This window comes from Vibrio sp. R11-SG3-ISO3-SZ (assembly GCF_059834345.1).
Map to the genome: position 1 here is coordinate 1 of NZ_JCBDGX010000152.1, position 2448 is coordinate 2448.

Annotated in this window: 4 protein-coding genes; 3 read left to right on the forward strand and 1 reads right to left on the reverse strand. The window is 50.2% G+C overall.

The window, feature by feature from the left end:
• Positions 1–288: 1,6-anhydro-N-acetylmuramyl-L-alanine amidase AmpD (gene ampD / locus AC6R1O_RS17235; RefSeq protein WP_500657489.1), on the reverse strand; the 288-nt coding region annotated here is incomplete at its 3' end.
• Positions 289–427: 139 nt separating this feature from the next.
• Here ampD and nadC point away from each other — a divergent pair.
• The 3 genes from nadC to AC6R1O_RS17250 all read left to right on the forward strand — a co-directional run.
• Entirely contained in the window at positions 428–1339 is a 912-nt protein-coding gene (gene nadC, locus AC6R1O_RS17240; protein ID WP_500657490.1) for a carboxylating nicotinate-nucleotide diphosphorylase, read from the forward strand.
• A 338-nt stretch (positions 1340–1677) separates the two neighbouring features.
• A complete protein-coding gene (locus AC6R1O_RS17245; protein ID WP_500629307.1) occupies positions 1678–2115 on the forward strand; it encodes a pilin in 438 nt (145 codons plus the stop codon).
• Positions 2115–2448, forward strand: a 334-nt coding sequence (locus AC6R1O_RS17250) for a GspE/PulE/PilB domain-containing protein (RefSeq protein WP_500657491.1), incomplete at its 3' end; no start/stop codon positions are given. The genes AC6R1O_RS17245 and AC6R1O_RS17250, both read left to right, overlap by 1 nt.

Here is a 2448-nt window from a genome sequence, read left to right on the forward strand (position 1 = left end):
ATGCCAAGCGCGATCATCAAACGATACAAATTGCACTACCTCACCATCACGGCGAATCAAGCAGTGCGCCGAGACGCCCATTTTATGGATGACAGAAAAAAACGGATGTGCGTTAGGATCGAGCGTTCCACTAAAAAACTGCTCGATATAGGGGCCACCAAATTGGCCCGGTGGCAAACTGATGTTGTGCACCACCAGCAAAGAGATCGTCTCACCTTGTGGTCTTTGATCAAAAAACGGTGAGGGCACATGACGCGCCGCTTGATACCACCCTTGGTTATCTATCATGTTGTTATACGACTCGGAACTCAAACATAGCCTGGCTAGAGTCTATCTCGCCTGAGATAAAATGCGAGAATAATGGCTGAATTTCATGCTCAGTCAGCGTATCATGCCCCACTCTGTTCAACTGCGTATTAGATTTGCGATGAAAAACACACACAATAGCCAAGAACGTCTTGAATATTTGAAGCAGCAACTTCCGCTGGAGATCACGCGAGCGGTGGCCGACGCGCTGAAAGAAGATCTCGGTGGCACTTTGGAGCCCGCAGCCGACATTACCGCGGCTCTGATACCTGCAGATGCACAGAACCAAGCCACCTTAATCACTCGCGAACACGGTGTGTTCTGTGGTAAAGCGTGGGCAGAAGAAGTCTTCAAGCAGCTTGCCGAGCAGCCCGGTGGCAGCCCAGTGACGATTGAATGGAACGTCGACGATGGTGACACCGTGGAGCCCAACCAAGTGCTGTGCACCTTAACGGGTTCATCACGCATGCTGCTGACCGGCGAGCGTAACGCGATGAACTTTATCCAAACGCTGTCTGGCTGCGCGAGTACCGTGGCGCAATACGCCAAACAGCTGCAAGGCACTGACTGTCGCTTGCTTGATACGCGCAAAACCATTCCTGGCCTTCGCAGCGCACTGAAATACGCCGTGGCGTGCGGTGGCGGCTTTAACCACCGCATCGGTGTGTTTGATGCCTACCTCATCAAGGAAAACCACATCATTGCCAATGGCGGCATCACGCCAACCATTAAGATGGCCAAGCAACTGAACCCGGGCAAACCTGTGGAAGTGGAAACCGAAAGCTTGCAAGAGCTGCAAGAAGCGATCGATGCTGGTGCAGACATCATCATGCTCGACAACTTCACCACAGAGATGATGCGTGAAGCGGTGAAAATCAATGCCGGGCGCGCTGCGCTTGAGAACTCAGGCAATGTCACGCTTGAGACCATCCGCGAGTTTGCAGAGACTGGTGTGGATTACATCTCCGTCGGCGCTTTGACCAAACACCTTAAAGCGCTCGATCTCTCTATGCGTTTTAAAGAGGCGTTTTAAAGCCGTATTTTGAAGCAGCGTTTTCGCGCTACCGCTTGGCTTTGCTTTCAGCAAAGCGCCCCGTTGACTTAACAATGGAAGAAAGATCTTATTTTTCAATCAGTAAATGGAGACCTCGCGTCTCCATTTTTTGTTTTTCTCTCACACTAAAGCCTCTCGACTCTAATAAAGTTTTGTCCTCGCTCGAAGTAATTTGCCGTGTAAATGAAATCAAGTCGTATTTTTTCCTAATTGACTCGGAAAGCGCTGCGCCACCATTTCCACAAGTTTCATAGCCCTTCTATGCTCTCCCCATCAACAAACACCGCGGTGCCTCAAGCACCCAAATGGAGAGTTCTATGCAAACCAAACCACGTCGCCAGCAAGCTGGTTTTACTTTAATTGAATTGATGATCGTAGTGGCGATTATTGGGGTATTGTCGGCAATTGCTGTTCCTGCCTACCAAAACTATGTGGCAAAAAGTGAAGCAGCGTCGGCGCTAGCAACACTGAAATCTACAATTACACCCGCAGAATTGTATATCCAAGAAAATGGCGATTTCACTACCACAGACGAAACTGCACTATTTGCTGCTATTGGTATTTCTGCAGGCTCTAGCACATTAGGGACGTTAAGTGTTAGCGCCAATAATTCAATTCAATTCCAGTTCACTCAAGGATCAATGGCGACATCAGGTAGTGAAGGTACTATTACTTACAAGAAGGAGTCTTCAGGCTGGGTATGTGAAACTAACACGCACGTGCCTGCATCGGCTAAGCCAAGCGGCTGCTCTTAATGCTCACCAATCTCCCCTCAATCCTGCGTCAAGCCAAGTTGCTTGACGCAGCGCAAGAGAGACAAGTGCTGGAGCATGTGCAAGCGTCAGGGGGCTCCGTCCCTGACGCTTTGCACGAGCTGGCCATTATTAACCATACCCAATTGACTGAGCACCTCAGTCAGCTGTTTGGGCTCAACGTCATCGACCTGTCGCAAACGCCCTACGCTGAGCTGTGCCAAACCCTTGGCTTACGTGAGCTCATCACTCGCTTGCAAGCGCTGCCCGTTGGCAAAACGGCTTGCTCACTCAGTGTTGCAGTGTCAGACCCTACCCACCTTGATGTAGAAGAAG

Excerpts from the sequence above, each read along its gene's own strand:
- nadC (WP_500657490.1), top strand. The coding sequence starts at position 428 with ATGAAAAACACACACAATAGCCAAGAACGTCTTGAATATTTGAAGCAG.
- AC6R1O_RS17245 (WP_500629307.1), top strand. The coding sequence starts at position 1,678 with ATGCAAACCAAACCACGTCGCCAGCAAGCTGGTTTTACTTTAATTGAA.